23 protein-coding genes are annotated in these 22184 nt (G+C 64.6%); 14 read left to right on the top strand and 9 right to left on the bottom strand.

Annotation, left to right across the window (positions count from 1 at the left end; genetic code table 11):
• The first annotated feature begins 4 nt into the window (after positions 1 to 4).
• On the top strand, positions 5 to 1702 hold the full coding sequence (locus tag QF040_RS09600; RefSeq protein ID WP_429610843.1) for an NAD+ synthase: 1698 nt from the start codon (positions 5 to 7) through the stop codon (positions 1700 to 1702).
• The gene (locus tag QF040_RS09595; RefSeq protein ID WP_013540975.1) at positions 1699 to 2037 is read left to right on the top strand and encodes a P-II family nitrogen regulator; all 339 of its coding nucleotides are present in this window, start codon (positions 1699 to 1701) and stop codon (positions 2035 to 2037) included. The genes QF040_RS09600 and QF040_RS09595 overlap by 4 nt, the downstream gene beginning before the upstream one ends.
• Positions 2038 to 2083: 46 nt before the next feature.
• On the opposite strand, the gene QF040_RS09590 is transcribed toward QF040_RS09595, so the two are convergent.
• From QF040_RS09590 to QF040_RS09565, 6 genes are read right to left on the bottom strand one after another with little or no spacing between them, the layout of a single operon-like run.
• Positions 2084 to 2674 carry a TIGR00730 family Rossman fold protein gene (locus tag QF040_RS09590; RefSeq protein WP_013540976.1) on the bottom strand — a complete coding sequence of 197 codons (591 nt, stop codon included), beginning with the start codon at positions 2672 to 2674 and terminating at the stop codon, positions 2084 to 2086.
• Positions 2675 to 2705: 31 nt separating this feature from the next.
• Positions 2706 to 3113 (bottom strand): diacylglycerol kinase, encoded by a 408-nt coding sequence (locus tag QF040_RS09585; protein WP_013540977.1) that lies wholly within the window; start codon positions 3111 to 3113, stop codon positions 2706 to 2708.
• On the bottom strand, positions 3110 to 3679 hold the full coding sequence (locus QF040_RS09580; protein WP_429610842.1) for an RDD family protein: 570 nt from the start codon (positions 3677 to 3679) through the stop codon (positions 3110 to 3112). Before QF040_RS09580 ends, QF040_RS09585 begins: the two co-directional genes overlap by 4 nt.
• A gap of 13 nt (positions 3680 to 3692) precedes the next feature.
• On the bottom strand, positions 3693 to 4529 hold the full coding sequence (locus tag QF040_RS09575; protein ID WP_429610841.1) for a DUF3106 domain-containing protein: 837 nt from the start codon (positions 4527 to 4529) through the stop codon (positions 3693 to 3695).
• Positions 4530 to 4543: 14 nt separating this feature from the next.
• Positions 4544 to 4966, bottom strand: coding sequence for a DUF3619 family protein (locus QF040_RS09570; RefSeq protein ID WP_429610840.1), 423 nt, complete (start codon positions 4964 to 4966; stop codon positions 4544 to 4546).
• Positions 4963 to 5529, bottom strand: coding sequence for an RNA polymerase sigma factor (locus QF040_RS09565; protein WP_013540981.1), 567 nt, complete (start codon positions 5527 to 5529; stop codon positions 4963 to 4965). Before QF040_RS09565 ends, QF040_RS09570 begins: the two co-directional genes overlap by 4 nt.
• A gap of 285 nt (positions 5530 to 5814) precedes the next feature.
• Between QF040_RS09565 and QF040_RS09560 the strand changes: the two genes are divergently transcribed.
• The 8 genes from QF040_RS09560 to QF040_RS09525 all read left to right on the top strand — a co-directional run bounded on the left by QF040_RS09560 (position 5815) and on the right by QF040_RS09525 (position 15458).
• Complete coding sequence (locus QF040_RS09560) at positions 5815 to 7599, top strand: acetolactate synthase 3 catalytic subunit (protein ID WP_013540982.1); 1785 nt, start codon at positions 5815 to 5817, stop codon at positions 7597 to 7599.
• A 106-nt stretch (positions 7600 to 7705) separates the two neighbouring features.
• Positions 7706 to 8197: an acetolactate synthase small subunit gene (ilvN, locus tag QF040_RS09555; protein WP_013540983.1), complete on the top strand. Its 492-nt coding sequence runs from the start codon at positions 7706 to 7708 to the stop codon at positions 8195 to 8197.
• Between the two features lie 56 nt (positions 8198 to 8253).
• Complete coding sequence (locus tag QF040_RS09550) at positions 8254 to 8526, top strand: DUF4282 domain-containing protein (protein WP_013540984.1); 273 nt, start codon at positions 8254 to 8256, stop codon at positions 8524 to 8526.
• Between the two features lie 54 nt (positions 8527 to 8580).
• A complete protein-coding gene (gene ilvC, locus QF040_RS09545) occupies positions 8581 to 9597 on the top strand; it encodes a ketol-acid reductoisomerase (protein WP_429610839.1) in 1017 nt (338 codons plus the stop codon).
• Positions 9598 to 9780: 183 nt separating this feature from the next.
• On the top strand, positions 9781 to 10605 hold the full coding sequence (pssA, locus tag QF040_RS09540; RefSeq protein ID WP_013540986.1) for a CDP-diacylglycerol--serine O-phosphatidyltransferase: 825 nt from the start codon (positions 9781 to 9783) through the stop codon (positions 10603 to 10605).
• A gap of 185 nt (positions 10606 to 10790) precedes the next feature.
• Complete coding sequence (gene leuA, locus QF040_RS09535; RefSeq protein ID WP_429610838.1) at positions 10791 to 12494, top strand: 2-isopropylmalate synthase; 1704 nt, start codon at positions 10791 to 10793, stop codon at positions 12492 to 12494.
• 123 nt (positions 12495 to 12617) lie between these two features.
• Positions 12618 to 14156 carry a 2-isopropylmalate synthase gene (locus tag QF040_RS09530; RefSeq protein WP_013540988.1) on the top strand — a complete coding sequence of 513 codons (1539 nt, stop codon included), beginning with the start codon at positions 12618 to 12620 and terminating at the stop codon, positions 14154 to 14156.
• 117 nt (positions 14157 to 14273) lie between these two features.
• On the top strand, positions 14274 to 15458 hold the full coding sequence (locus QF040_RS09525) for a serine hydrolase (RefSeq protein ID WP_429610837.1): 1185 nt from the start codon (positions 14274 to 14276) through the stop codon (positions 15456 to 15458).
• A gap of 82 nt (positions 15459 to 15540) precedes the next feature.
• Here QF040_RS09525 and QF040_RS09520 read toward each other — a convergent pair whose 3' ends face one another.
• Genes QF040_RS09520 through aat form a run of 3 tightly spaced genes read right to left on the bottom strand, consistent with a single transcriptional unit; the run spans position 15541 to position 17903 of the window.
• Positions 15541 to 16371, bottom strand: a complete 831-nt coding sequence (locus QF040_RS09520) for an IclR family transcriptional regulator (protein ID WP_306878220.1) — start codon at positions 16369 to 16371, stop codon at positions 15541 to 15543.
• A gap of 30 nt (positions 16372 to 16401) precedes the next feature.
• Positions 16402 to 17151, bottom strand: coding sequence for an arginyltransferase (locus QF040_RS09515; RefSeq protein WP_429610836.1), 750 nt, complete (start codon positions 17149 to 17151; stop codon positions 16402 to 16404).
• On the bottom strand, positions 17148 to 17903 hold the full coding sequence (gene aat / locus QF040_RS09510; protein ID WP_429610835.1) for a leucyl/phenylalanyl-tRNA--protein transferase: 756 nt from the start codon (positions 17901 to 17903) through the stop codon (positions 17148 to 17150). Before aat ends, QF040_RS09515 begins: the two co-directional genes overlap by 4 nt.
• Before the next feature lie 223 nt (positions 17904 to 18126).
• Between aat and QF040_RS09505 the strand changes: the two genes are divergently transcribed.
• The 4 genes from QF040_RS09505 to QF040_RS09490 are packed head-to-tail and all read left to right on the top strand — an operon-like array spanning position 18127 to position 22168.
• Positions 18127 to 20457, top strand: coding sequence for a xanthine dehydrogenase family protein molybdopterin-binding subunit (locus tag QF040_RS09505; RefSeq protein WP_429610834.1), 2331 nt, complete (start codon positions 18127 to 18129; stop codon positions 20455 to 20457).
• A 36-nt stretch (positions 20458 to 20493) separates the two neighbouring features.
• Positions 20494 to 21405 carry a helix-turn-helix domain-containing protein gene (locus QF040_RS09500; RefSeq protein ID WP_429610833.1) on the top strand — a complete coding sequence of 304 codons (912 nt, stop codon included), beginning with the start codon at positions 20494 to 20496 and terminating at the stop codon, positions 21403 to 21405.
• A complete protein-coding gene (locus QF040_RS09495) occupies positions 21384 to 21743 on the top strand; it encodes a VOC family protein (protein ID WP_429610832.1) in 360 nt (119 codons plus the stop codon). The genes QF040_RS09500 and QF040_RS09495 overlap by 22 nt, the downstream gene beginning before the upstream one ends.
• A 23-nt stretch (positions 21744 to 21766) precedes the next feature.
• Positions 21767 to 22168, top strand: coding sequence for an SRPBCC family protein (locus QF040_RS09490; RefSeq protein WP_429610831.1), 402 nt, complete (start codon positions 21767 to 21769; stop codon positions 22166 to 22168).
• Positions 22169 to 22184: the final 16 nt, after the last annotated feature.

Raw genomic sequence — 22184 nt, 5'->3', positions numbered from 1 at the left:
CTGTATGACGCTCAAGCTCGCCATCGCGCAACTCAATTTTGTGGTGGGCGACCTCACCGGCAACGCAAAAAAGATCGTCGATGCCGCACGCGAATCCCATGCACTGGGTGCGCGTCTGCTCCTGACGCCCGAACTCTCGATTGCCGGCTACGCGGCGGAGGACCTGTTCCTGCGTCCCGCCTTCACCGAAGCTTGCGATGATGCCGTGAAAGGCATTGCCGCTGCGCTCGCCGACCTCAAAGACATGGTCGTGGTGGTGGGGCATCCGACCGGCGGGAGCCTGCGCAGCCGCTCCGTGGCAGTGCAGATGCGGCACAACGCGGCCAGCGTGATCAAGGAAGGCCGCATCCTGGAGACCTACGCCAAGCGCGAGCTGCCGAACTACCAGGTGTTCGACGAGCGCCGGTATTTCACGCCGGGGCAGGGCACCTGCGTGTTCGAGGCGGGCGGGGTTTCCGTCGGTCTGCTGATCTGCGAGGACGCCTGGTTCGACCAGCCGGCCGAACTGGCCCGTGCGGCGGGGGCCGAGGTGCTCGCCGTGATCAACGCCTCGCCCTATCACGTGGGCAAGGAGGGAGAGCGCGTGGCGCGCATGGCCGATCGCGCGCGTGCCGTGGGATTGCCGCTGGTTTATGCGCACCTGGTCGGTGGGCAGGACGAGGTGGTGTTCGACGGCGCCTCCTTCGCGCTGCAGGCGGACGGCGCACTCGCGATGCAGGCCGAGAGCTTCAAGGAGAAATTGGTCTTCGCGCAGTTGGAACGCGCGTCCCAAGGGGGCGTGGGCTTCGTAGTCGAGCCCGGTGCGGTGGCCGCTCCGCGCGACGCCGAAGCGCAACTGTGGGACGCCCTGGTGCTCGGCGTGCGCGACTACATCGGCAAGAACGGCTTCCCGAGCGCCATCCTGGGGCTCTCGGGCGGCATCGATTCCGCATTGGTGCTCGCCATCGCGGTCGATGCACTCGGCAAGGACAAGGTGCGCGCGGTGATGATGCCTTCGCCTTACACCGCCGACATCAGCTGGATCGATGCGCGCGAGATGGCGAACCGCCTGGGCGTGCGCTACGACGAGATATCGATCAAGCACAGCTTCGAGTCCTTCAAGAGCGCCCTGTCCGAGGAATTCAAAGGGCTGCCCGAAGACACGGCCGAGGAGAACATCCAGGCCCGCATCCGCGGCACGCTGCTGATGGCCTTGTCGAACAAGTTCGGGTCCATCGTGCTCACCACCGGCAACAAGAGCGAAATGGCCACCGGCTACTGCACGCTCTATGGCGACATGGCGGGCGGTTTCGCGGTCATCAAGGACCTGCTCAAGACCACGGTGTTCGCCCTCGCGCGCTGGCGCAATGCCCACGACCCGTACGGCACCGGCGCCGCGCCGATCCCCGAGCGGATCATCACCCGTCCCCCGAGCGCCGAGCTTCGGCCCGACCAGACCGACCAGGACAGCCTGCCGCCCTACGACGTCCTCGACGGCATCCTGGCACGCTACATGCAGGACGACGAGGGCATCGACGAGATCATTGCCGCGGGCTACGAACGCGCGGTGGTCGAGCGGGTCGCGCGGCTCATCAAGGTCAATGAATACAAACGGCGCCAGGCGCCAGTAGGAATCCGGGTCACCCACCGCAGCTTCGGCAAGGATTGGCGTTACCCTATCACCAGCAAATTCAACGAAACCGCCGGAGCACGAAAACCATGAAGCAGATCACCGCCATCGTCAAACCCTTCAAGCTCGAGGACGTGCGCGAGGCCTTGGCCGAAGTGGGCGTCACTGGCCTGACCGTGACCGAGGTCAAGGGCTTCGGCCGCCAGAAGGGCCACACCGAGCTCTACCGCGGCGCCGAGTACGTGGTCGACTTTCTTCCCAAGATGAAGGTCGAAGTGGTCGTCAACGAGGGCGATGTGGAGCGCTGCATCGAAGCCATCGTCAATTCGGCGCGCACCGGGAAGATCGGGGACGGCAAGATCTTCGTGACCGCCGTCGAGCGCATCGTGCGCATCCGTACCGGCGAAGAGAACGAAAACGCCGTCTGAAGCAAAAAAGCCCCGATGACCGGGGCTTTTTCTTTCGAGGCGGGCGTCAGAGGTTTTCCGACAGCCTGTCCTCGCGCGGATGGAGCGGCACTTCGGCGCGCAGTGCGGTGAGCAGTTCGGTGGCGTCGGTACCAGTGCGGATCAGCGTCATCTGCCAGTCGCCCATGAAGCCTTCCCGCACGCTGTGCGCGAGGAAGCCCAGCAGGCCATCGTAGTAGCCGGCGGTGTTGAGAATGCCGGTCGGCTTGTCGTGATAGCCGAGCTGGCGCCAGGTCCAGATCTCGAACAGCTCCTCGAAGGTCCCGATTCCGCCCGGCAGGGCGATGAAGGCATCGGCACGCTCGCCCATCATCGCCTTGCGCTCGTGCATGGTGTCAACCACGTGCAGTTCGTCGCAGAGGGGGTTGGCCAGTTCCTTGTCGACGAGGGCCTTGGGGATGATGCCGACGACGCGGCCGCCGGCCAGGCGGGTGGCTTCGGCCACCGTGCCCATCAGGCCGGTGCGGCCGCCACCGTAGACCAGTTGGCCGCCATGCTGGCCGATCCACTGGCCGACAGCCTTGGCCGCCTCGGAAAACTCGGGGCGCTCGCCAGGACGCGAGCCGCAATACACACAGATCGAAAATTCAGGATTCATCCCGCCATCATGCCTCGGGACGCTGGCCAGCTCATGACACGAAGCGCGTCCACAACGCCGCCGCCCAGATGCCGCTGCACAGCGTGAGCGACAGCAAAACCGCGGCGCTGCCCATGTCCTTGGCGCGCTTGGAGAGGTCGTGCCATTCGGGGCCGATGCGGTCGATGGCGGCCTCGACCGCGGTGTTGAGCAACTCCACGATCATCACCAGGATGGCGCTGCCGGCAAGCAGTGCCACCTCGACCCAGCTGCGGCCGAGCCAGAAAGCGGCCGGGATCATCACGATCGACAGGATCGCTTCCTGCCGGAAGGCGGGTTCGCTCCAGCCGGCGCGAAGCCCGTGCAGCGAGATCAGCGTGGCATGAAAGACGCGTTCGAAGCCCTTGCGGGCTTTTTGTGGATTGACGGCGGGGTCGGGAAGCTCGGGCAGGGCACTCATCGGCGGCTCATTGGCTTGGAGGTGATGAGCCGCGTACCGGCCCAGGCGTCGTGCCAGAACTGGCGCTCGGGGTGAAAACGGGCGAGCACGGCCCAGACGGCGATCCAGCCAAGCAGCAGGACCATCGTTTCGACCACGGGCACGCCCAGCAAGGGATGAAGTGCCAGCGGAGGCAGAAGCCAGATCCAGCTCAGGACATAGCGCAGGAATGCGCGCGATTGCGTCAGGGGGCGGCCTTGCCGGTCCACGATGCGGATGTTCCAGGTCTTCATGCCCAGCGTCTGTCCCTTGCACCAGAACCAGACGAAGTACACGCCGAAGACCACGAACAGATAGGCGAGCAGCAGCGGACGGCGTGTCTCATCCACGGCGTTGCGCATCTGGCTGAGGGCGCTGAAAAGCCAGCCAGCCGTCATGGCCACCGCGAACAGCAGCATGCCTTCGTAGAGCCAGCAGGCCATCCGGCGCCACAGGCCGGGCACTGTCGATGAAGGGGCGCTGGTTGCCGAGGAAGCAGGCGAGGCGGGCTGATCGGGCCCCGAAGCCTCGGGAGAACTGGAAACCATCGAAGCCTTGGTATCAGGGAGCGGAGGGAAGCTGTTCGGCCGCCGCGGGCGTCGGCGCCGGGACCTGAGCCTCGGCGGGGACCGGCGGCGATGTGACGTTGGCGGGAGCAGGCGCCGCGGTGGGCGCAGTGCTCGTGGCAGCAGGCATCCGCTCCAACGGAGTCGTCACCAGGATGGCCGCAGGCGTCGACGGTGGCGTTGGCGGCGGAGCCAAAACGATCCTTGGCGTGTGCTGGCCGGGCGGCGTGACGGCGGGCACCGGTACGAGCTTTTGCGACGAGACGGGACGCACGGGAATGGCCGCACCGCGCGGCTTGGCCGGTGCGCGCTCGGCGAGCTTGCGCTTTTCTTCCTCGCTCAAGGCCTGGTATTGCTCCCACTTGGCCTTGCGCTCGTCGGCCGGCAGGCGCTTGACTTCGGCGAAGTTCAGGCGCGCCTGGGCCCGCTGCTGATTGCTCAGCGCGGCCCACTCGATCATGCGGCTGTGCAGGGTGACTTGATCATCCGTCGACATGGTCGCGAAGTTTCGTGACAGTGCCAGCCACTTGCGCTTTTGCCCCGTGTTCATCGCGGTCCAGTGCGAGACCAAGGGCTTGAGGGCCAGCTGCTGTTCGGCGGTGAGCTCGCTCCAGAGCGGCTTGGTTGCAGGAACTGTCTTGGTGGCGCCGGCTGCCGCGGAGTTTGCAGCACCCGTCTGCCCTGCCTTGTTGACCTCGGAGGGCGGCTGGGCGGAGGCAAGCGTCAGGCTGAAGGCTGCGACGGCGAGCGCGCCCGCCCAAACGAATGCGCCCGCCGTGAGCGGGCGCAAGGGACGGGAGGTGTTCGCGCTGGAATTGGAACGGCGTCGCATTCGGTCAGGAAGGTTCAGTCGGAGGCGCCGTCGGCCTTCAGGAATTGGGCGAAGCCCGGGTCGGTGTAGGCGGCCGGGGGCAGGTCGCCGGTGAGGAGGGCGGAGTCAACTTCGGCCAGCTCGCTGACGCGGTCGTCGTCCTGCATCACGCTGATGGTGATGAGGCCGGCCACAAGGGCGATCAACGGCAACACCGATCCGATGCGGGTCCACCAGCCACCGCCGAGCGTGAGCGCGTGGCCGGACTGCACCACTTCTGGCGCGGTCCGCAACTGCGGTGCTTGCTTGCGCGCGGCCACGGCCTGCGCACGCGCAACGCGCAACCGCTCGCCGATGTCGTGCGAGAGCTCCTGGTTGCCGTCGGAGAGCCGGGCAGCCAAGCGCCGACCGAACTGATCTTCGGCGGCGTTAAAAGAAGTTGGAACCTTAGTGTTCATAGCGATATTCCCTTGGCCTTGAGCGCCTTGCTCAGAGCGTGGACGGCTCGCGAACAATGGGTTTTGACGCTGCCCTCGGAGCAGCCCATCGCGGCGGCCGTCTCTGCGACGTCCATTTCCTCCCAGTAACGCATCAGGAAAGCCTCGCGTTGACGGCCCGGCAATGCGGCGATCTGTTCCTCGATCTCGTGGAAGACCTGGGCGCGGCGGGTGGTGTCTTCGGCGCTTTCCGTCTCTCTGGAGTCGGTTGGCGAGACGAAGTTCTCCAGAAGATCGAAATCTCCGTCGTCGTCGACCGAGTCGAAATCGCTCAGGTTCGAGAACAGCGCGCGGCGGGTTTTCTGGCGGCGGAACCAGTCGAGCGTGCAGTTCGACAGGATGCGCTGGAACAGCATCGGCAGTTCGTTGGCCGGCTTGTCTCCGTAGTGCTGCGCCAGCTTCATCATGCTGTCCTGCACGATGTCGAGCGCGGCTTCTTCGTCCCGCACGTGGTAGACCGAGCGCTTGAAAGCGCGTCGTTCGACGCTTTTCAGGAAGTCGGAGAGTTCTTGTTCAGTGGCCAAGCGAGAGGGGGCGCGCAAAGGCGCGCCGCGTGGGAGGGGATGTCTAGCGAACGCTTATGTTTTCCGCCGCGGATTATGCCCCGATGCCTTTACAAGCCACCTGAAGCGAATCTGAACCGCCGGGTAATGTCATAATCCGCGCTGCAAGTCAAAAGGCAAACGGGTCAAGGTCCGGCGGAACATCAGTCCGCTCATGGCTATGGCCTCAAGTCCTGGCGCGACCCCACAAGGGTTGGCAAGGGGCACCCAAGGTTTTTCGTTCCCGAAAAAACACAAAGGTTGATCATGGAAATCTCGAAGGCGGAGATCATCTCCGCAGCAGCCGCGTCTTCAGGCGCCGGCAACCCAACGCAAGAACTCATGGGCGCTGAAGTGCTGGTCAAGGCACTGCAGGCCGAAGGCGTCCAGTACATCTGGGGCTACCCAGGCGGCGCGGTTCTGTACATCTACGACGCGTTCTACAAGCAAGACACCATCCAGCACGTGCTGGTGCGCCACGAGCAGGCCGCCGTGCACGCAGCCGACGGCTATGCGCGCGCCACCGGCGAAGTCGGTGTGGCACTGGTCACCTCGGGCCCTGGCCTGACAAACGCGGTCACCGGCATCGCCACGGCATACATGGATTCGATCCCGATGGTGATCATCTCGGGCCAGGTACCCACCGCTGCCATCGGCCTGGACGCTTTCCAGGAATGCGACACGGTCGGCATCACTCGCCCCATCGTCAAGCACAACTTCCTCGTCAAGGATCCCAAGGATCTGGCCATGACGATGAAGAAGGCCTTCCACATCGCACGCAGCGGCCGTCCCGGCCCCGTGGTGGTGGACGTGCCCAAGGACGTTTCCTTCAAGAAGACGCCCTACGCCGGTTATCCCGACAAGGTCGAGATGCGCTCGTATAACCCGGTGCGCAAGGGCCACGGCGGCCAGATCCGCAAGGCGCTGCAGCTCTTGCTGGCCGCCAAGCGCCCGTACATCTATACCGGTGGCGGCGTGCTCCTGGGCAACGCCTGCAATGAGTTGCGCACCCTGGTCGACATGCTCGGCTATCCGGTCACCAACACGCTGATGGGCCTGGGTGCTTACCCGGCGAGCGACCGCAAGTTCCTTGGCATGCTGGGCATGCACGGCACCATCGAAGCCAACAATGCGATGCAGAACTGCGACGTGCTGCTGGCCGTGGGCGCGCGCTTCGACGACCGCGTGATCGGCAATCCCAAGCACTTCGCGACCAACGAACGCAAGATCATCCACGTCGATATCGACCCGTCGAGCATCTCCAAGCGCGTGAAGGTCGACATCCCGATCGTCGGCGACGTGAAGGACGTGCTCACCGAGCTGATCTCGATGATCCGCGAGAGCACCACCAAGCCCGACGCCGGTGCGCTGGCCGACTGGTGGAAGACCATCGAGGCCTGGCGCTCGCGCGACTGCCTCAAGTACGACCGTGGCAACAAGGACGTGATCAAGCCGCAGTACGTGGTCGAGACGCTGTGGAACATGACCAAGGACGCCGACGCGTACATCACGTCCGACGTGGGCCAGCACCAGATGTGGGCCGCGCAGTACTACCGCTTCGACGAGCCGCGGCGCTGGATCAACTCGGGCGGCCTGGGCACCATGGGCGTGGGCATTCCCTATGCCATGGGCATCAAGCTCGCAAAGCCCGATTCAGAAGTGTTCACCATCACCGGCGAAGGCTCGGTGCAGATGTGCATCCAGGAACTCTCCACCTGCCTGCAATACAACACGCCGATCAAGATCTGCTCGCTCAACAACCGCTACCTGGGCATGGTGCGCCAGTGGCAGGAGATCGAATACTCCGGCCGCTACAGCCACAGCTACATGGATGCACTGCCGAACTTCGTGAAGCTTGCCGAGGCCTATGGCCACGTCGGCATGCTGATCGAGCGTCCACAAGACGTGGAGCCCGCGCTGCGTGAAGCGCGCAAGCTCAAGGACCGCACGGTGTTCATGGACTTCCGCACCGATCCCACCGAGAACGTGTTCCCGATGGTGAAGGCCGGCATGGGCATCACCGAGATGCTGTTGGGTTCCGAAGATCTCTGATCTCCGGCGCATTCGCTTTTAACTCTTTACTGACGAATCTATTGCCCGCCAAGCCTGCGCATTACCGTGCGTGGGGGAGGGCGGCGAAAAGAGGAGTCACGCAAACATGAAACACATCATTGCAGTGCTGCTGGAAAACGAGCCGGGTGCTCTTTCCCGCGTGGTGGGCCTGTTCTCGGCCCGTGGCTACAACATCGAATCGCTGACCGTCGCGCCGACCGAGGACGCCAGCCTCTCGCGCATGACCATCGTCACGACGGGTTCGGACGACGTGATCGAGCAGATCACCAAGCACCTGAACCGCCTGATCGAGGTCGTGAAGGTCGTCGACCTGACCGAAGGCGCCTACACCGAGCGCGAGCTCATGATGGTGAAGGTGCGTGCGGTGGGCAAGGAGCGGGAAGAAATGATGCGCATGGCCGAGATTTTCCGCGGCCGCATCATCGACGTCACCGACAAGAGCTACACCATCGAACTCACGGGCGATCACGGCAAAAACGACGCTTTTTTGGAAGCGATCGACCGTAGCGCTATCCTCGAGACTGTCCGCACCGGTGCCAGCGGCATCGGGCGCGGCGAGCGCATCCTGCGCGTGTAGGGGGTGAAGATCCCCTCAGTTCCATCGTTTATCAAACACGACATGAGGAGAAGGTAATGCAACAGTTGTTGGGCTTCGACAAAATGGTGACCCCCATCATCATCCGGATAGTCTATTTTCTCGGACTGCTGGTGGTCTTGATTACCGGGGTCGCAACGCTTTTCAGCGGCGGCCTGCGAGGGGTTCTTACCGGCCTCGCCATTTTGGTTTTCGGCGCGATCATGGTTCGCGTCTATAGCGAATTGCTGATCCTGCTGTTCCGCATTCACGACAACCTCGTGTCCATCAATCAGCAAATGAAGGACCGGAATCCCTCCGGCCAACTGTGAGTGAACGCACCCCCGCTTGAGGGGGTGCTCGAGATTAATTAGGAAAGACGCATCATGAAGGTTTACTACGACAAGGACGCCGACCTCAGCCTCATCAAGGGCAAGACGGTCGCAATCATCGGTTACGGGTCGCAAGGTCATGCGCACGCGCAGAACCTGAACGACAGCGGCGTCAAGGTCGTGGTCGGCCTGCGCAAGGGTGGTGCTTCGTGGGACAAGGTCGGCAAGGCCGGCCTGCAGGTCGCCGAAGTGGCCGACGCGGTGAAGTCCGCCGACGTCGTGATGATCCTGCTGCCCGATGAGCAGATCGCCAACGTCTACAAGAACGACGTGGCCCCGCACATCAAGGAAGGCGCCTCGCTCGTCTTCGCTCACGGCTTCAACGTGCACTACGGTTTCGTGCAGCCGCGCGCCGACCTGGACGTGTGGATGGTCGCCCCCAAGGCCCCGGGCCACACCGTGCGCAGCACCTACACGCAAGGCGGCGGCGTGCCCCACCTCGTGGCCGTGCACCAGGACAAGACCGGCAAGGCGCGTGACCTCGCGCTGAGCTACGCCACCGCCAACGGCGGCGGCAAGGCCGGCATCATCGAGACCAACTTCCGCGAAGAAACCGAGACCGACCTGTTCGGCGAACAAGCGGTTCTGTGCGGCGGCACGGTCGAGCTCATCAAGGCTGGTTTCGAAACGCTGGTGGAAGCCGGCTACGCGCCCGAAATGGCGTACTTCGAATGCCTGCACGAGCTCAAGCTGATCGTCGACCTGATCTATGAAGGCGGCATCGCCAACATGAACTACTCGATCTCGAACAACGCCGAATACGGCGAGTACGTCACGGGCCCGCGCATCGTGACCGACGAGACCAAGAAGGTCATGAAGCAAGTGCTGCGCGACATCCAGACCGGTGAATACGCCAAGAGCTTCGTGCTCGAAGCCGCTGCCGGCCAGCCGGCGCTGATCAGCCGCCGTCGCCTGAATTCGGAGCATCAGATCGAAGTCGTCGGCGAAAAGCTGCGCGCGATGATGCCCTGGATCAAGAAGAACAAGCTGGTCGACCAGACCCGCAACTGATCTGCGAGCCAGAAAGGGTGCTTCGGCACTCTTTTCCCGAGGGCCACCCGTCGCGGTGGCCCTTTTGTTTGTCGGGGGCGCGGTGCCCCTGAACTACACTGCGAACCATGCGACTCACAGATCAAAACGCTATCGAATGGATAGCTGCTCGCGCAGTGCCCATGAGGGACGGAGGCAATTTCAATGCATGACGACACGCTCCCCGACGATGTGCAGCCGCGCAAGCGTCGCAAGGGCATCTACATCCTGCCGAACCTGTTCACGCTGGCGGCGTTGTTCGGCGGCTTCTACTCGGTCGTGATGGCCATGAACGCGCGCTTCGACCTCGCTGCGCTCGGCGTGTTCGCCGCGATGATCCTCGACAGCCTGGACGGGCGCGTCGCGCGCATGACCAACACGCAAAGCGCGTTCGGCGAGCAGATGGATTCGCTGTCCGACATGGTGTCTTTCGGCGCGGCGCCGGCGCTCATCGCCTACGAATGGTCGCTCAAGGGCCTGGGTCGCTGGGGCTGGATCGCGGCCTTCGTGTACTGCGCTTGCGCGGCCTTGCGGCTTGCGCGCTTCAACGTGAACACCGGCGTGGTCGACAAGCGCTGGTTCCAGGGTTTGCCGTCGCCCGCGGCCGCGGCGCTCGTGGCAGGCTTCATCTGGCTCGTGAACGAATGGGGCAAGCGCGGCGGCGAGGTGCTGTATCTCTCGTGGACGCAGATCACCTGGGTCACCTTTGCGTTCACGCTCTATGCGGGTCTCTCGATGGTGACGAACGCGCCGTTCTACAGCTTCAAGGACGTGCAGATGAAGAAGAGCGTGCCCTTCGTCGTGATCGTGCTCATTGCGCTCGGCATCGCGGTCATCAACATCCATCCGCCGACGGTGCTGTTCGGCCTCTTTGTTGCCTACGGTTTGAGCGGCTATGTGGTCTACGCATGGCGCAAAGCCAAGGGCCAGCCGGTCAGCGTGATCAGCACCTCGACCGAAGAACCCGACGAGCGGGGCTTGCATAACTGAAGGTCGCTTGTGCTACATTCGCAACCCTCATGACCAAGATTTCGCTGCTGGCCCTACTAGCCCTCCCTCACGGGCGGAGACGGTAGCGCACGCGCAAATCCCTCACCACGGCCCGTTCGCACCAGCAACGGGCCGTTTGTTTTTGGGGTTGCTGGTTGATTACCAACCATCACAGAGAAATCGACATGCTCAAGCAACCTCAAGCCAAATACCGCGCATTCGCCCCGATCGGCCTCAAGGACCGCACCTGGCCCGATGCCGTGCTGACCAAGGCCCCGATCTGGCTGTCGACCGACCTGCGCGATGGCAATCAGGCCTTGGTCGAGCCCATGGACATCGCGCGCAAGATGCGCATGTTCGAGACCCTCGTGGCGATCGGGTTCAAGGAAATCGAAGTCGGCTTTCCGTCCGCATCGCAGGTCGAATTCGACTTCGTGCGCAAGCTCATCGAGGAAGACCGCATTCCCGACGACGTGACGATCCAGGTGCTGACGCAGGCGCGCGACCACCTCATCGCCCGCACCTTTGAGTCGCTGCAAGGCGTCCCGCGCGCCATCGTGCATCTCTACAACGCCGTGGCCCCGGTAATGCGCCGCGTGGTGCTCGGCATGGACGAAGACCAGATCGTCGAACTCGCCAGCAGCCACGCACGCATGTTCAACGACTTCGCCGCGAAGCAACCGAACACGAAGTGGACCTTCCAGTACTCGCCCGAAATGTTCTCGGGTACCGACGTGGTCTTCTCCAAGCGCGTGGTCGATGCGGTCACCGAAGTCTGGGCACCGACGCCCGAGCGCAAGTGCATCGTCAACCTGCCTACGACGGTCGAGCATTCCACGCCGAATATCTTCGCGGACATGATCGAGTGGATGCACCGCAACCTCGCCCGCCGCGATGCCATCGTGCTGTGCGTGCACCCGCACAACGATCGCGGCACCGGCACCGCCGCCGGTGAGCTGGCCTTGATGGCGGGCGCCGAGCGCATCGAAGGCTGCCTCTTCGGCAACGGCGAGCGCACCGGCAATCTCGACCTCGTGAACGTTGCGCTCAACCTCTACACGCAGGGCGTTTCGCCCGAGCTGGACTTCTCGAACATCGACGAGATCCGCGCGACGGTCGAGCACTGCAACCAGATTCCAGTGCACCCGCGCCACCCCTATGTCGGCGATCTCGTCTACACCTCGTTCTCGGGCTCGCACCAGGACGCGATCAAGAAGGCCTTCGCCGCGCGCAAGGAAGGCGACATCTGGGACATGCCCTACCTTCCCATCGATCCGAAGGACGTGGGCCGCAGCTACGAGGCGGTGATCCGCGTGAACAGCCAGTCCGGCAAGGGCGGCATGGCCTATCTGCTCGAAAGCGAGTACGGCCTCGAGATGCCGCGCCGCCTGCAGATGGAATTCATGCAGAGCGTGCAGCGCGTGATGGACGTCGCCGGCAAGGAGCTCACGGCCGCCGACCTCTGGCAGCTCTTCGTGAGCGAGTACGGCATCGAGACCGCGCAATCGCTCCAGCACCGCGTGATCGAGGAAGAAGGCGAGGGCGCCAACGCCTCCGTCATCCTGCGCGGCGACCTGCCATGGGACGGTGAAACCCGTGCCATCGAAGGCCGCGGCAACGGCCCGATCGACGCCTTCACCCAAGCGCTGAGCAAGGCCACCGGCCACACCGTGCGCGTGATGGACTACCACCAGCACGCGATCGGCGCCGGCGCCGATGCGAAGTCGGTGGCGTACCTCGAACTGCGCGTGGACGAAAGCCAGACGCTGTTCGGCGTGGGCATCGACGCCAACGTGATCACCGCATCGCTGAAGGCCATCGTCTCGGGCGTGCAACGTGCGCGGAGCCGGGGCGCGCACAGCGCACAATCGGTGGTTGAAGTCGCCTGATGGCATGACCCTCACGCTCCCGCACTGCGTGTCGTCGCTGCCCCCCGAGGGGGCCGCAGGCCGCCTTGGGAGCGGCCCGGCGTCGGCCTGATCGGCGGCTGATAAAAACCAAGGAGATTCACGATGGCTGACCAACTCATAATTTTCGACACCACCTTGCGCGACGGCGAGCAATCGCCCGGCGCTTCCATGACGCGCGACGAGAAGATGCGCATCGCCAAGCAGCTCGAGCGGCTGAAGGTCGATGTCATCGAGGCCGGTTTCCCGGCCAGTTCGAACGGCGACTTCGAAGCGGTCAAGGCGATTGCCAATGCGATCAAGGATTCGACGGTGTGCGGGTTGTCGCGCGCCAACGACCGCGACATCTCGCGTGCGGCAGAAGCCCTCAAGGGCGCCGCCCGCGGTCGCATCCACACCTTCATCGCAACTTCGCCGCTGCACATGGAAAAGAAGCTGCGCATGTCGCCCGACGAGGTGCACGAGCAGGCGAAGCTCGCCGTGCGTTTCGCGCGCAACCTCGTGAGCGACGTGGAGTTCAGCCCCGAAGACGGCTACCGCAGCGACCCGGACTTCCTGTGCCGCGTGCTCGAAACCGTGATCAACGAAGGCGCCACCACCATCAATGTGCCCGACACCGTCGGCTACGCCATCCCCGAGCTCTACGGCAACTTCATCAAGATGCTGCGGGAGCGCGTTCCCAACAGCGACAAGGCGATCTGGTCGGTGCATTGCCATAACGACCTCGGCATGGCGGTGGCCAATTCGCTGGCCGGCGTGAAAATCGGCGGCGCGCGCCAGGTGGAGTGCACCATCAACGGCCTGGGCGAGCGTGCGGGCAACTGCTCGCTCGAAGAAGTGGTGATGGCGGTGAAGACTCGCCGCGACTACTTCGGGCTCGACCTCAACATCGACACCCAGCACATCGTGGCCGCGAGCCGCATGGTGAGCCAGACGACTGGCTTCGTTGTGCAGCCCAACAAGGCTGTCGTGGGCGCCAACGCCTTCGCGCACGCCTCGGGCATCCACCAGGACGGCGTGCTCAAGGCGCGCGACACCTACGAGATCATGCGTGCCGAGGACGTGGGCTGGGCTGCCAACAAGATCGTGCTGGGCAAGCTCAGCGGCCGCAACGCGTTCAAGCAGCGGCTGCAGGAATTGGGCGTGACGATGGCCGGCGAGGCCGACATCAACGCCGCCTTCCTGCGGTTCAAAGAGTTGGCTGATCGCAAGTCCGAGATTTTTGACGAAGACATCCTTGCGCTCGTCAGCGCGGAAGAGTTGTCGAACGTTGACGAACAGTTTGCTTTTGTCTCTCTCGCCCAGCACAGCGAAACCGGCGAGCGCCCCCAGGCGAAAGTCGTCTTTACCGTCCAGGGCAAGGAAGTGACCGGAGAATCCGACGGCAATGGCCCGGTTGATGCTTCCCTGAAAGCCATTGAATCGCATGTCAAGAGCGGCGCCGAGATGGTTCTTTACTCAGTGAATGCGATCAGCGGCTCGACAGAGAGCCAAGGTGAAGTTACAGTTCGGTTACAAAACGCAGGGCGGGTGGTCAACGGTGTGGGTGCAGACCCAGACATCGTGGTTGCTTCGGCAAAGGCTTATTTGAGTGCTCTCAATAAGTTACAGAGCCAAGCTGAGAGAGTTGCAGCGCAAGGTTAGGTTTTCAGGCGTTCCTTGGTATTCGAATGAAGAAGAGGATGCAAGTAACTGATATTGCGTGTCTTTTTTGAATTCGATACACTGCGGTCCTCGTTTGTCGCCGCTGGAGATTTATTAATGCCCGAAGCCCGTCTCCGCCGAGTTTCAAGCCAGCGGTTCTTGCCCGCATTCAAATTCATCGCCGTCGCGCTCTGCGCCACGGCGTTTTTGCTGCCCGGCGCCCAGGCCGCAAAGAAAGAAAAGACCACAGCCGCCAAGACCTCCGTCGCCAAGAAGGCGAAGGGGCCGGTGCCGGTCGAAGTCAAGCGCAATGCGTCCTCCGGCAAGACGGTCGCCAAGCGAAGCGAAAAGGCTGAAAAGGTCGTTCGCGGCGGTCGCAATGTGGTGGCCACCATCCGCAAGAAGAACGGCAAGACCGTGGTGGCCGTCCAGCGCCGCTCGGTGGTGCGCGTCGAAACGCCGGCGCGCCAGTCCTTTGGCCAGATGGCCGGCCTGCACGGCACCGACGACGCACTCGACCTGAAATCGAGCGTCGCCCTCGTGATCGACCAGGACACGCACGAAGTGCTGTTCAGCAAGAACGACCACGCCGTGCTGCCGATCGCATCGCTCACCAAGCTGATGACCGGCTTGCTCATCAGCGAAGCCCATCTGCCGAATGACGAGCTGATCACCATCACCCAGGACGACGTCGATACCGAAAAGGGCAGCCGCTCGCGCCTGACCGTCGGCACGATGCTGTCGCGCGGCGAGCTGCTGCACCTGGCGCTGATGTCGAGCGAAAACCGCGCTGCGCACGCGCTGGGCCGCACCTATCCGGGTGGCCTCTCCACCTTCGTGAGCATCATGAATGCCAAGGCCAAGATGCTCGGCATGAAGGACACGCGCTACGTGGAGCCCACGGGCCTGTCGAGCCGCAACCAGTCGAGCGCGCAAGACCTCGCGCTGCTGGTCAACGCCGCTTACGCCGATGCCACGGTTCGCTCGCTTTCCACGTCGCCTGAATACCAGGTCGAGGTCGGCAACCGGGTGCTGCAGTTCAACACCACCAATCGCCTCGTGAAGAGCCCCGACTGGGAAATCGGCGTGCAGAAGACCGGTTTCATCAACGAAGCGGGTCAATGCCTCGTGATGCAGGCCAAGGTGGCCGGCCGCAAGCTGATCATGGTGTTCCTGGATTCGGCCGGCAAGTTCAGCCGTATCGCCGATGCCGAGCGCGTTCGTCGCTGGGTCGAGGCGACGCATGCCGTGCCGGGTTCGCCCGCCGCTTCGCGCAGCGTGAGCTACCAAGTCGCAGGCTGAATCGCAGCAGCGCCGCGATAGCGGTCGCAAAAAAGAAAGCGGGCCAAGGCCCGCTTTGTCTTTTGGAGCTCCACTAAGGGGCTCAGACGCTCGCTGAAGGCGTGCTGGTTGTCGGGGCAGGCGTTGCCGCAGCCACGCCATCCTTGAATCCCAGGGCGCCCGAGATTTCATTGGCCGTTGCCTGCAGCTTGGGCAGCCAGCCTTCGTCCAGCCGGTCGGCAGGCGCGGAGATCGAGAGGCCCGCCACCAGCTTGCCCTGATCGTCGTAGATGCCGGCGGCCATGCAGCGCACGCCCAGCTCCAGTTCTTCGTTGTCACGGGCAATGCCGTATTGGCGCGCCTTCGACAGTTCGCGCTCCAGTGCAGGCAATTGCGTGATGCTGTTGCGGGTGTGGCCGGCCAGTCCGGTGCGGGTGGCGTAGCTGCGCACCCGGGCCGGATCGTCGGCTGCCAGGAAGAGCTTGCCTGTCGAGGTGAGGTGCAACGCCGCGCGCCCACCGATCGCACGCACCACCTGCATGCCCGAGCGCTCGCTGTAGGAGCGCTCGATGTAGACGATCTCGTCGCCCTGGCGCATGCTGAGATTCACCGGCTGCTGCGTGAGCTTGTGCAGTTCGCGCATCGGGCCCAGCGCGGCGTCGCGCACGTTGAGCCGGCCCTTCACCAGGTTGCCCAGTTCCAGCAGGCGCATGCCCAGCCGGTAGCTGCCCGCCTCGGGCCGGTCGACGAAACGGCCGACGGCCAGGTCGTTCAGGATGCGGTGCGTGGTCGAAGGGTGGAGCCCGGTCTTCTCGCTGATTTCCTTCAGGGAGATGGCCTCCTCGCGGGATGCCAGGACGTCGATGAGCGAAAACATGCGCTCGATCACCTGGATCACGGGAACGGCAGGAACGTCGGATTGGTTTTTTCTCATGGCGCTGTGCGGTGATGACCGAACGCCATTTTATCTTGTGAAATCGCCGGACGGCTGCCAGTGTCCATCCACCAACACCTCATGCGGGGAAAAGCGCGCCTTGTAGTGCATCTTGGGGCTGCGTTCGATCCAGTAGCCGAGGTAGACGTGCGGCAGGCCCAGCTTGCGCGCCTGTTCGATCTGCCACAGCACGCTGTAGGTCCCATAACCAGCGCTCGTATCCGGCTCGTAGAACGTATAGACCGCCGAGATGCCATCGTTCAGCACATCGAGGATCGACACCATCTTGAGCGCACCGGCGCTGCCGTCGGCCAGCGTCTCGCGAAACTCGACCAGCCGCGAATTGACCCGGCTCTGCAGCAGAAACTGGGTGTACTGGTCGATGCTGTCGTGGTCCATGCCGCCGCCCGCATGGCGGCCGTTCTGGTAGCGCAGGTAGAGCTGGTAGTGCTCGGGCACGAAGCACAGCTTGAGCACGCGGGCCTGCAGGTCCGAATGCTGCTTGGCGGCGCGCCGCTGGCTGCGTGTGGGCTGGAAGCTGTTGGCCAGCACGCGCAGCGGAATGCAGGCGCGGCAGCCGTCGCAGTAGGGCCGGTAGGTGAACATGCCGCTGCGCCGGAACCCACTGAGCACGAGGTCGGAATAAGCGTCGTTGTGGATCAGGTGGCTGGGCGTGGCCACCTGCGAGCGGGCCTGCCGGTCCGGCAGATAGCTGCAGGGATAGGGCGCCGTCGCGTAGAACTGCAGCGTGTGAAGCGGGAGGTCCTTGAGGTGCGTCACGTCGGTGAAAGAGGTCGCGCGGAAAGGAGTTCGGTCCAGTATACGGGCTCGAATTGCCACCGTGGCCCCTCCTGTTCCCGGGCCTTGGCCACGTGGGCGACGAAGCGCTTGCGGGGCATCTCGCGAGCGCCCAGGCTCGCGAGGTGGGCGGTGTTCTGCTGGCAGTCGATCATCTGCACGCCAGAGCGCCGGCAGAGGCTCACCAGGGCGGCCAGCGCGATCTTCGAGGCGTCCGGCCGGCGGGTGAACATCGACTCGCCGAATACCGCGCGGCCGAGCGCCACGCAGTAAAGGCCGCCCGCGAGCTCGCCGTCGATCCAGGTTTCGACGCTGTGCGCATGGCCGGCCGCGTGCAATTGCGTATAGGCCTCCACCATGTCCGGCACGATCCACGTCCCCGACTGGCCGACGCGCGGCGAGAGCGAACAGGCCTTGATGACCGCTGCGAAGTCATGGTCGATGCGCACCTCGCAGCCGGGCGTTTCCGCGAATCGGAGCAGGGTCTTGCGAAGCGACCGGTGCAGCTTGAAATCGGCCACCTGCAGCACCATGCGCGGGTCGGGGCTCCACCACAGGATCGGCTGGTCGTCGCTGAACCAGGGGAAGACGCAATGGCTGTAGGCCTGCACGAGCGTATCGACATCGAGTGCGCCGCCTGCCGCCAGAAGGCCCGGAACAGGGTCGGCCACCCCCCATGCCGATGCCGGGTCGGGAAGGGTGTCGCCGGGTTCGAGCCAGGGCAGTTGTCGCATGGCCGTAGGTATACACGGCTTCGCCGGCATCCCCTGTGGGATGAGGGAAAATGACGGCCTGGCCACCGGGAGTCGCAAACGATTGCGGTCCGTGCGCCACAGGCCTGCCGTCGCAGCGGACAAGAACCCCCGAAGCCCATATAGTGCTGCTTCCCATTTGCCCCCAAAAAGCGGATCCAGCGGGCCAGCGTTGCCCACCGGGAATCAGCACAAGAGGACCACGTTGACCACTGAACTCAACCCCACCCGCTTTGGCAGCGGCCAGGCGGTGCGCCGCCTCGAGGACGAAAGCCTGCTGGCAGGCGCCGGACGCTACACGGACGACGTCACGCTCCCCGACCAGGCGCATCTCGTTTTCCTTCGCTCTCCCTATCCGCACGCGCGGATCGTTTCCATCGACACGAGCACGGCCGCCGCGATGCCCGGCGTGTTGCGCGTCATCACCGGGGCCGAGCTGGCAGCCGCGGGGGTCAAGCCGATGCCGGGTGCCGCCGGGTTCAAGCGCGCCGACGGCAGCGACAGCGCCAGCCCGCCGCGCTATGCCATGGCGAACGAGCGCACGCGCTTCGTGGGCGAGGCGGTGGCCGCCGTGATTGCCGACACCATCCAGCAGGCGCGCGATGCCGCCGAGGCCGTGATGGTCGACTACGAAGACCTGCCGATGGTGGTCGACCTCGCCAGCGCCACCGCCGACGGTGCGCCGCAGCTGTGCGAAGAGGCCACCGGCAACATCGCCGCCGAGATGCGGCACGGCAACAGCGAGGCCGCGACCGCCGCCTTCGCCAAGGCCAGCCACGTGGTCGCGCTCGACGTCATCAACCAGCGCGTGGTCGCGCTCACCATCGAGCCGCGCTCGGTGCTCGCCGTGCACGACGCCAAGACCGATCGCCTCACGATCCGCATGAGCACGCAGATGCCTTCGGGCGTGCGCGATTCCGTGTGCGCCGCCATTGGCCTTGCCAAAGAAAAAGTGCGCGTGGTGGTGGGCGATGTGGGCGGCGGTTTCGGCATGAAGACCGGCGCCTATCCCGAAGACATCGCGGTCGCGTTCGCCGCGCTGCAAGTGAAGCGCCCGGTGAAGTGGGTGGCCGATCGCAGCGAAGAATTTCTCTCCAGCGCGCACGGCCGCGACATCGAGGCGCGCGCCGAGCTCGCACTCGATGCCGAGGGAAAGATCCTCGCGCTGCGCATCAAGACGCTGGCCAACGTGGGCGCCTACGCCACCGGCACGGGCGTCGCGATCCAGCTGCTCATCGGCCCCTGGGTGCAGACCAGCGTCTACGACATCCAGACCATCGACTTCCATTTCAAGGCGGTGCTCACGAACACCGCGCCTACCGGCGCCTACCGGGGCGCGGGCCGGCCCGAGGCCATCTTCACCATCGAGCGACTGATGGACGAGGCCGCGCGCCAGACCGGCATCGACCGCATCATCCTGCGCCGGATGAACTTCATCCAGCCCGACCAGATGCCCTACAAGAATCCGATGGCGCAGGTCTACGACACCGGCAACTTCGAGTCGGTGATGGACCAGGCGCTCACGCTCGCCGACTGGCAGGGCTTCGAAGCGCGCGCCGCCGAGTCCGCGAAGAACGGCAAGCACCGGGGCCTGGGCATCGCCACTTTTCTCGAATGGACCGGTGGCAACGTGTTCGAGGAACGCGTCACGGTCTCTGTGCAGGCCGATGGCGTGATCGAGGTGTTCTCGGCCGTCAACGCCATGGGGCAGGGCATTGCCACCTCGCTCGCGCAGCTCGCGGTCGATGCCTTCGGCGTGCCCATCGAGAAGGTGCGCGTCGTGCTCGGCGACACCGACCGCGGCGACGGCTTCGGCAGCGCCGGGTCGCGTTCGCTCTTCACCGGCGGATCGGCCGTGCGCATTGGCGCGGAGCGCACCATCGACAAGGCGCGCGAACTCGCGGCGCAGGAGTTCGAAGCCGCCATCGACGACATCATCTACAGCCGCGGCAGCTTCTCGGTGGCCGGCACCGACCTGGAGCTCGACCTCTTCACACTCGCGGGCAAGCAGCCCGAGCGCGAGATCTTCGTGGACTCCACCAGCACCGTGGCCGGCCCGACCTGGCCCAACGGCTGCCACATCTGCGAGATCGAACTCGATCCGCCGACCGGCGAAATCAGCGTGGTGGCCTACAGCTCGGTCAACGACGTGGGCCGCGTGATCAATCCGATGATCGTGCGCGGCCAGCTCGAAGGCGGCGCGGTGCAGGGCATCGGGCAGGCGCTGTACGAGCAGGTGGTGTACGACCAGGAAACCGGCCAGCCCGTGACCGGCAGCCTGATGGACTATGCCGCGCCGCGCGCCGACATCGTCGACACCATGTTCCACATGGAGATGGACGAATCGACGCCCTGCACCAACAACCCGCTGGGCGTGAAGGGCGTGGGCGAGCTGGGCACCATCGGCGCCACCCCGGCCATCGTGAACGCGGTGGCCGATGCCTTCGCGCGCAACGGCCTTGCTGCGACTGCGCCGCGCCTGCATATGCCGCTGTCCCCCTCGCGGGTATGGGCGGCGATGCACACAGTGGACTGAACATCCGCCAACAGGTGTTCGAAGGGCACATCTCGCATGCTCATCACCACCGAACTGCAGACCGACCCGATCCGCGTCTCCAGCTATCGCTGCGACGCGGGGCCCGGCGCCCCGTCGTTCACCGAGATGCACGAGGACTATTCGGTCTCGTACGTGCGCAAGGGCAGCTTCGGCTACCGCACACGCGGCAATGCCTACGAACTGGTGGCTGGCTCGGTGCTGGTGGGCTGCCCGGGTGATGAGTACGTCTGCACCCATGACCACCACATCTGCGGCGACGAGTGCCTGGCGTTCCATCTCTCGCCCGGCTTCGTCGATCTCGTCGGCGGCGACAAGCAGACCTGGCGCACGGCGGGACTGCCGCCATTGCCCGAACTCATGGTGCTCGGCGAACTCGCGCAGGTCGCAGCCGAGGGCGAGAGCGACATCGGCCTCGATGAACTCGGCATGTGGTTCGCGAGCCGTTTCGTCGAAGTAGTGGGCGGCCGTGGCAAGCCACTACCGCAATCTGCCGCGCCGCGCGACAGGCGCCGTGCGGTCGATGCAGCGATCTGGATCGACGCCAACTCGCACGACGACATCGGCCTCGAAGGCGCGGCCTCCGAAGCGGGCCTGAGCTCCTTTCACTTCCTGCGCCTGTTCTCGCAGGTGCTCGGCGTCACGCCGCACCAGTACCTGGTTCGCTCCCGCTTGCGCCATGCAGCGCGCCTGCTGGCGGACGACGACCGGCCCGTGACCGATGTGGCCTTCGACGTGGGTTTTGCCGACCTGAGCAACTTCACGCGCACCTTCCATCGCGCGGCCGGCGTGTCGCCTCGGGGTTTCCGGCAGGCCGCCAAGGGCGACCGCAAGATTCTCCAAGACCGCATGGCGTCCCTGCTCAATGATGACCGCCTGGTTCATTCATCAAGCAGGAAGTCATCGCCATGTACGACCACATCGGACTGAAAGTCAAAGACCTCGCCGCGAGCCGGCGCTTCTACGAAGCCGCACTCGCACCGCTCGGCCATGTGCTGGGCCCCCACGACGACAGCTATGCGGGCATCGGCCCGGCCGACGCGCCTGCGCTCTGGCTCTATGCGGCCAAGGGCACGAAGGGGCCGGGCACGCACCTCGCGTTCCGCGCACCCGATCACAAGGCCGTCGCGGCCTTCCACAAGGCGGGCCTGAAGGCCGGCGGCACCGACAACGGCGGCGCCGGTCCGCGCGCCGACTACAGCCCGACCTACTACGCGGCCTTCCTCATCGATCCCGACGGCAACAACGTCGAGGCGGTCTGCCCCTGAAGCGCGAAAAGGAAAAAAGCACCATGGCCACGATCTACAAGGAATTCACCGTCGAGGCCGATGCGGCGCAGGTGTGGGAGGCGCTGCGCGACTTCGGCGCGGTGCACACACGTCTCGCGCCCGGCTTCCTCACGGACTGCAAGCTGGACGGGCAAGGCGCGCGCATCGTGAGCTTTGCCAACGGCCTCGTCGCGCGCGAACTGCTGGTGGGCATCGACGAGGCGAATCGCCGGCTCGCCTACACCATCACCGATGGCAAGGCGAGCCACCACCATGCATCCGCGCAGGTGTTCGCCGATGGCGAAGGCCGCTCGCGCTTCGTGTGGATCACCGATGTGCTTCCCGACGAGTTCGCCGCCTACGTCGAGCCGATGATGGAGAAGGGCGGCGAGGCGATGAAGAAGACGCTGGAGTCGAGCTGTTGATCGAAACGCCGAAGAA

It is taken from the genome of Variovorax sp. W2I14, assembly GCF_050435205.1.
Classification (GTDB): Bacteria; Pseudomonadota; Gammaproteobacteria; order Burkholderiales; family Burkholderiaceae_C; genus Variovorax; species Variovorax paradoxus_C.
Note: the sequence above shows the minus strand (reverse complement) of the source record. Positions and strands in the feature narration are given on the sequence as shown.